General features: G+C 71.7%; 7 protein-coding genes and 1 pseudogene. 3 read left to right on the plus strand and 5 right to left on the minus strand.

Translation table 11 applies throughout. The features are described from left to right. Window positions 1–966, plus strand: a pseudogene (locus tag DW309_RS08440) (hypothetical protein); the annotation flags it as partial. A gap of 18 nt (window positions 967–984) precedes the next feature. Further along, entirely contained in the window at window positions 985–1,575 is a 591-nt protein-coding gene (locus DW309_RS08445; protein ID WP_240753163.1) for a 2'-5' RNA ligase family protein, read from the plus strand. Window positions 1,576–1,602: 27 nt separating this feature from the next. On the opposite strand, the gene ccsB is transcribed toward DW309_RS08445, so the two are convergent. From ccsB to DW309_RS08470, 5 genes are read right to left on the minus strand one after another with little or no spacing between them, the layout of a single operon-like run. Next, a complete protein-coding gene (gene ccsB / locus DW309_RS08450; protein ID WP_136045120.1) occupies window positions 1,603–2,583 on the minus strand; it encodes a c-type cytochrome biogenesis protein CcsB in 981 nt (326 codons plus the stop codon). Window positions 2,584–2,587: 4 nt separating this feature from the next. Beyond that, complete coding sequence (gene resB, locus DW309_RS08455) at window positions 2,588–4,354, minus strand: cytochrome c biogenesis protein ResB (RefSeq protein WP_136045121.1); 1,767 nt, start codon at window positions 4,352–4,354, stop codon at window positions 2,588–2,590. Window positions 4,355–4,391: 37 nt separating this feature from the next. Beyond that, a complete protein-coding gene (locus DW309_RS08460) occupies window positions 4,392–5,150 on the minus strand; it encodes a cytochrome c biogenesis CcdA family protein (RefSeq protein ID WP_136029746.1) in 759 nt (252 codons plus the stop codon). Window positions 5,151–5,166: 16 nt separating this feature from the next. Next, the gene (locus tag DW309_RS08465) at window positions 5,167–5,817 is read right to left on the minus strand and encodes a TlpA family protein disulfide reductase (protein WP_136029744.1); all 651 of its coding nucleotides are present in this window, start codon (window positions 5,815–5,817) and stop codon (window positions 5,167–5,169) included. Window positions 5,818–5,873: 56 nt separating this feature from the next. After that, window positions 5,874–6,278 (minus strand): MerR family transcriptional regulator, encoded by a 405-nt coding sequence (locus DW309_RS08470; RefSeq protein ID WP_136029742.1) that lies wholly within the window; start codon window positions 6,276–6,278, stop codon window positions 5,874–5,876. Between the two features lie 52 nt (window positions 6,279–6,330). Here DW309_RS08470 and DW309_RS08475 point away from each other — a divergent pair. Next, window positions 6,331–6,914, plus strand: a 584-nt coding sequence (locus tag DW309_RS08475; protein ID WP_136045122.1) for an NAD(P)/FAD-dependent oxidoreductase, incomplete at its 3' end; no start/stop codon positions are given.

Consider the following 6,914-nt stretch of genomic DNA (forward strand, 5'->3'; position numbering starts at 1 on the left):
ACCGCGGCGGGCATCCTCACCAGCCCGGAGGTGTCGGGCGGCGTGGCGGCGCTCCCCGGCACCCTCGGCACCCTCGCATCGAGCATGGGGCAGGCCGGGACCGGGGCGACCCAGCTCGCGGACGGCCTGACCCAGCTCGCCAGCGAGGGCATCGGCCCCTCGGCGGCCGGGGCACGGGCTCTGGCGACCGGCGCGACCCAGCTCACGGACGGCGCGAACCAGCTCGCGGAGGGTTCCACCGAGCTCGTCGCCGGCCTCGACACGCTCGCCACGGGCACGGGCGATCTCGCGGGCGGCCTGCGCACCGCGGCCGACTCGCTCCCCTCGTTCAGCGACGACGAGTCCACCTCGCTCGCGTCGGTGATCGCCGACCCGGTCGCGGCGGACGCCCCGGAGAACGCGATCTTCGGCCCGACCGCGATCCCGCTGCTCACCGCGGTCGTGCTGTGGTTCGGCGGCCTGGCGTCGTTCCTGGTGCTGCGCGCCCACACCGCCCGCACCCTCACCTCCCGCCGCTCCTCCGCGGCCCTGGCCCTGCGCGGGTTCTGGCCCGCCGCGGCCATCGGCGCCGCGCAGGGCCTGCTGGTGTCGCTCATCGTGCAGACCGTGGCGAGCTACGACGCCGCCCAGTGGTGGGCCTTCGCCGGCACGGCCGTGCTCGCCGGGGTCGCGTTCGCCGCCGTGAACCAGGCGCTCGTGGCCGTGTTCGGCGGGATCGGGCGCTGGATCGCCGCGCTCGTGGGTGTGCTCGCGGTCGCGACCGGCCTCATCTCGACCGTGCCCGGCTGGCTCGCCGCGATCGGTGCCGCCCTGCCGACCGCTCCCGCGTTCACGGGCCTGGTCTCCGCGAGCGGCCCGGCGGTGGCCGCGCTCATCGTGTGGGGCGTGCTGTCGCTCGTCGCCACGACCGTGGTGGTCGCGGTCCGCCGCACCACCACGGCGACCGCGGTCCTCGCCCCCGCCTGACTCCCCTAGGCTCCTGCCATGCGTCGACCGTTCATGGACACCCCCGAACAGCTCGCCGGCCTGGAAGGGCAGCAGTACGTCGTGCTGCGCCCCGCCGCCGCGGTCGCCGAGACCTATCGGAACGTCCAGGACGCGTCACTCGCTCGCCTCGGCGCCCCGATCCGGCGCCCGCACACCGGTCACGTCACCCTGCGTGGATTCGCCGAGCCCGATCGGCGCGACGAGCTCGCCGCGCTGATCCGCACCTGGGCGTCGCAGCAGACTCCGATCGAGGTCAGAGCCGAGGCCACGGACGAGTTCTCCGCTCCATGGCAGATCCTGATCGTGCGTCTCGCCCGCACCGCGTCACTCGTCTCGGCGTACTCGACCCTGACGACCGCGCTGGACGAGACGGACTTCCGCCGGCTGGGCGAGCTGCCGCTGGAGGACTGGACCTTCCACCTTTCGGTGATCTACGGCAAGACTCTCGACCCGGCCGAGTGGAGACGATTCGCCGAGGCCGAGTCCCGCGTCTTCGAGCCCGCTGTCACCGAGACCATCACCGAGGCCGAACTGGTCTGGTACGACCGCGGCATCGAGCACGCCGAGGTCCTGCCGCTCGGCGGCTGAGACCTGGCGTTGCCCGGGGGCAGCGGATCAGCTCAGGCCGGAGTAGGCGTGCAGGCCCTTGAAGAACACGTTGACGATCGTGAAGTTGAAGATCACCGCGGTGAAGCCGACGATCGACAGCCACGCCGAGGGGTTGCCGCGCCACCCGCGCGTCGCCCGCGCGTGGATGTAGCCCGCGTAGAGCACCCAGATCACGAACGTCCAGGTCTCCTTCACGTCGAAGCCCCAGAAGCGGCTCCACGCGTAGTACGCCCAGATCGACCCGGCGATGAGGGTGAACGTCCACAGGATGAAGCCGATGATCGAGAACATGTACGCCAGGCTCTCCAGGCGCTCCGCGGTCGGGAACGTGCGCAGGAAGCCCGGTCCCGTCTTGGCGGCTCCCTCGCCGAGCAGACGCTCGCGGCGGGACTGCATCAGCTGGATCACCGACAGCGCGAACGCCAGCGCGAAGAACGCGGTCGCCAGCGACGCCACGAACACGTGGATGATGAGCCACACGCTCTTGAGCGGGTCCATCAGCGGCGAGACCTCGACGTAGAAGTTCGTCGCCCCCAGCCCGAGGAGCACCACCACGAGCCCCGTGATGAACGTGCCGAGGAAGCGCAGATCGAGGCGCGTGAGCACCACGAGGTACACCGCGATGATGAGCAGCGTGCCGACCATCGCGAACTCGTACAGGTTGGCCCACGGCACCCGGCCGGCGGCGATGCTGCGGGTCACGGTGGCCGCGAGGTGGAACACGAACCCGAGCACCGTGAGCGACGTGCCGATGCGCGCCATCACGAAGCGCTGCGGCGCCGTGGTCGCGGCCGGGACACCGGTCGCGGGAGATGCCGCGCCACGGACGCCGCCCGCCGCGACCAGTTCGCCCTCCCGCACGGAGACGGCGTCGGCGGAGGCCTGGGAGCGGCGCGCGAGATCGAAGGCGTACGCCACGAAGGCGGCCGCATAGATCGCGATCGCGGTCCACAGCAGGACAGGCGAGATCACGGTGAGCTCGAGCATGGTGTCAGTCTACTTTCGTGGTGTCGGCGGCCGGGGGTGCGGTTTCCGCGGACGCGGTCTCGGCCTCCGCGTCGTCGGGGGTGCGGGCGACGGTGCCGCCCGCGGCGTCGAGCAGTCGGGCGTGACCGTCGCGGATGTCGTCCACGGCCCGCGCGAGCGTCGGGTCCTCGCCGCGGGCGATCGCCGCGTACTCCAGCTCCACCGCGCCGTCGGCGGCCGTGGCCTTGACCCACACGCGCCGTCGCGGCACGAACAGCGCGAGCATGAGCCCGGCCAGCGCGAGGATGGCGAAGCCCAGCACGAACACGCCGGATTCGTCGCGGTGGATCTGCAGGGAGGCGAAGCGCTTCACCGACTGGGAGGCATCGGTCGCGCCCTCCGGCGACTCGTCCTCGAAGGTGACCGAGCCGAGCCCGTTCGGCAGCTCCGCGGTCTCGCCCGGCGCGAGCTCGATCGACTCGACGTCGGTCGAGCGCCCCGTGAGCTTGGTCATGTCGGAGGTGTCGAGCACGTACACCGAGCGGGGCACCCCGTCGTTGATGCCGAGGTCGCCCGTGTACACGTCGAGCGTGAGGGTGGGGTTGGTCAGGTCGGGGTAGCCGGAGAAGAACGCACCGGAGTCGAGCACACCCGTCGTCGGGTAGAAGAAGCCGACGAGGCCCACCTGCTCGGCGAGGCCGTCCGGCACCTTGAGCACCCCGAGCGAGGTCATGTTCGTGTCCTGCGGGAGGAACGGGGTGCTGCCCGTGAACACGACCGTGCCCTCGGGGTCGCGCACGGTGACGGTCGGCGCATAGCCGTTGCCGAGCAGGAACACGTCGTCGTCGGCGACGCCCAGCGGCTCGTTCACCTTGACGGAGCCCTCGCGCTCCTCGCCGTTCTCGAGGATGGTCATGTTGGCCGAGAAGTTCCCCGCCTGACCCGAGCCGGGCTCGCCGAACGGCTGGTACGTCACGTCGAACGAGTCGAGGCGCATCGAGTAGGGCGCGAACGCGTCGTCGGTCACGAAGCGGCCGCGGTTCATGGAGTCGTAGTCGAGCAGGGTGTTCGCGAACGTCTCCCCCTCCACCAGCACCCGCTGCCCGGTGTACGCGAAACCGCCGCCGACGCCGATCGTCACGAGCACGCCGACCAGAGCCAGGTGGAACAGCAGGTTCCCGGTCTCGCGCCAGTACCCGCGCTCGGCCGACACCGAGAACGTGCGGCCGCGGTCGTAGCGCTCCACGCGGTAGCCGAGCGCCTTGAGCTGCGTCGTCGCGACATCGATCGCGGCGGCCGCCTCCGCCTCCGCGTCACCGGTGCCCGTGCCGGAGCCGGCGACCGGGTCGCGCGTGACCGACCGGTGGTCCTCCAGGCGCTGGAGCCGGGCGGGAGTCCGCGGCGGACGCGCACGCAGCGCCTTCGCGTGGTGCTTGATGCGCGGGATCACGCAGCCCACGAGCGACGTGAACAGCAGCAGGTAGATGGCGGAGAACCACGGCGACAGGTAGACGTCGAACAGCTTCAGGCCGTCGAGGATCGGGAACAGGTCGGGGTTGTCGCGTTCCCACTGCGTGACGCCGTTCGGGTCGGCCATGCGCTGGGGGAAGATCGAGCCGGGGATGGCGGCGATCGCGAGCACGAGCAGCAGGATCAGCGCGGTGCGCATCGACGTCAGCTGACGCCAGCCCCACCGCAGCCAGCCGACGACCCCGAGCCGCGGCTGGGTGATCGAGTCGTCGCCGTCGACGTGGTCGGACGGACGGAGCGGATCGCTGGAGTCGCTGTTCACGGCACCCTTGTTCTTCGTGGTGGTGTGCTCTGCGCGGTCAGAGCGGGAGGATGACACTGCCGATCACCGCCGTCAGCCGGGACATGATGTCGGTCCACAGCCCGGTGACCATCAGCACGCCGAGCAGGATGAGCATGACGCCGCCCACGATGTTCACGATGCGCACGTGGCGGCGCAGGAAGCCGATCGCCCTGGTCGCCCAGCCGAAGCCGAGGGCGACCAGCAGGAACGGGATGCCGAGGCCGAGGGAGTACGCCAGGCCGAGGAAGCCGGCGCGCACCGGGTCGCCGGCGTTGAACGACAGCGCCAGGATCGCGGCGAGCGTCGGCCCCATGCACGGCGCCCAGCCGATGCCGAGCGCGACACCCAGCAGCGGGGCGCCGATGATCCCGGCCTTGGAGTCGACGTGGAAGCGGAACTCGCGCTGCGCGAAGCCGAACAGGCCGAGGAACACCAGCCCCATCGCGATGATCACGACGCCGAGGATGCGCGTGATGAGGTCGCCCCAGCGCAGCAGGAACGCGCCCGCCGTGCCGCCGAGCACCGTGAAGAGGATGAACACGACCGTGAAGCCGAGGATGAACAGCAGCACGCCCAGCACGAGGCGACTGCGGGTCGCGGTCTGCGTCGTGCCGTCGGCCGAGCCCCGCGGGGCGACCGCTCCGCCCAGGAATCCGAGGTAGCCGGGGACGAGCGGGAGCACGCACGGCGACACGAACGACACGAGCCCGGCGAGCATCGCCACGGGCAGCGCGAGCCAGAGGGCGCCGGAGCCGATGATGACGTCGGGGTTCACGGCGCCTCCGCGCGGGTCACGAGTCCTCCGCGAGGGCGTCCTTGACGAGCGTGGAGAGCACGGAGGTCCCGTCGATCGGCCCGATGATCTTCGCGGCCACGCGGCCCTGCTTGTCGAGCACGAGGGTGGTCGGGGTGGCCGAGATCGGCACGGCCTCCGCGAACGCGAGCTTGGCCTCCGCGGTGTCGACGTCGATCAGGCTCGGGTACGTGACGCCGTACTCCTCCGCGAACGCGGTGGCCGTGTCGGCCTGGTCGCGCGTGTTGACGCCGATGAAGGACACGCCCTGGTCCTCGTACTCCTTCCAGACGCTCTCCAGATCGGCCGCTTCGAGGCGGCACGGGGCGCACCCGGCGTACCAGAAGTTGACGACGGTGACGTCGCCGGCGACGTCGGCGCTGTCGAAGTCGTCACCGGTCTCGGTGACCCCGCCGAACTCGACGGGTTCGCCACGTTCGGCGACCGGGATCTCGACGATCGCGCCGTCCGCGGCGACGTAGCCGGTGTTCTCCCCGCTCAGGAAGGATTCGCTGACGGCGTCGGGGGCGCACGCGGTCAGGCCGACGGCGAGCACCGCGGCGAACGCGGCTCCGACCGCTCGGCGGGCATGCCGGGGGTGGGAGGTGCGGCCGCGGCGAATCGGAGGGATTCTGGGGGCGAGGGGCACGGCTCCGAGTTTACGCAGAGCATCCTATGCATCGGCCGGGTACCCCCCGGGGGGAATCAGAGGCGCGCGAGCACGTCGGCGACGCTCGCGCGGAAGCGCGGGCACGTCGCGATGTCGTGCGCACGGCAGCCCATCGCGTGCTCGGTCATCTCCCGCGAGCGCCGCATCTCCTCCATGCGCCGGTCGAGGTCGTCGAGGTGCTGCTGCAGCACCTGGTGCCGGCCCGCGCTGCCGTCGTCGAGCAGCACGGCGATCTGCTCGAGGCTCATGCCGGCCGCCTTGCTGCGCTGGATCACGGCGATCCGCACGACCTCGTCCTCGCCGTAGCGTCGCCGACCTGCCGCATCACGCGGCGGGCGGAGCAACCCGACCGATTCCCAGTGCCGCAGCACGTGGGTGGGCAGGTCGAAGCGGGCGGCGACCTCGCCGACGGACCAGGGGTGGCTGTCGCTTGACTTCATGTTGACATGAAGTCACACACTGGCGAGGAAGGCAAGAAGAGAGGACGACACCATGCACGACGCGATCGTGATCGGGGCGGGACCGGCCGGGCTCCAGGCGGCCCTGACCCTCGGACGCATGCACCGCTCGGCGCTGCTGCTCGATTCGGGCGAGTACCGCAACGGGACGGTGCAGCACATGCACAACATGATCGGCGAGGACGGCACACCCCCGGCGGAGCTGCGCGCCCGCGCCCGGCGGGAGCTCACCGCCTACGACACGGTGACCGTGCGCGACACCGCGGCGCAGCGCATCGAGGGTTCCGCCACGGAGGGCTTCCGCGTGACGCTCGCCGACGGATCGGTCGAACGCGGACGACGCGTGGTGCTCGCGACCGGCGTGGCCGACGACCTCCCCGCGGTGCCGGGGCTCGCGCCACTGTGGGGGCTGAAGGCGTTCACCTGCCCGTTCTGCGACGGCCACGAGCACGCCGGTCGTCCGATCGCGATCCTCGGCCCCGCCCCGCGCGCGGAGCACCTGGTCGGACTGCTCGGGCCCGTCGTCGGCGACATCACCGTGGTGCCGGTGGACGCGCCGCTCGGCGACGACGACCGCGCTCGGCTCGAGGGCCTCGGGGTGCGGGTCGCCGGGCCTGC

This window comes from Microbacterium sp. K41, from assembly GCF_004794395.1.
Taxonomy (GTDB): Bacteria; Actinomycetota; Actinomycetes; order Actinomycetales; family Microbacteriaceae; genus Microbacterium; species Microbacterium sufflavum.

What these genes read in the sequence shown, in the direction of transcription:
- DW309_RS08445 (WP_240753163.1), top strand. Translation starts at nt 985, where the DNA reads ATGCGTCGACCGTTCATGGACACCCCCGAACAGCTCGCCGGCCTGGAA.
- ccsB (WP_136045120.1), bottom strand. Translation starts at nt 2,583, where the DNA reads ATGCTCGAGCTCACCGTGATCTCGCCTGTCCTGCTGTGGACCGCGATC.
- DW309_RS08470 (WP_136029742.1), bottom strand. Translation starts at nt 6,278, where the DNA reads ATGAAGTCAAGCGACAGCCACCCCTGGTCCGTCGGCGAGGTCGCCGCC.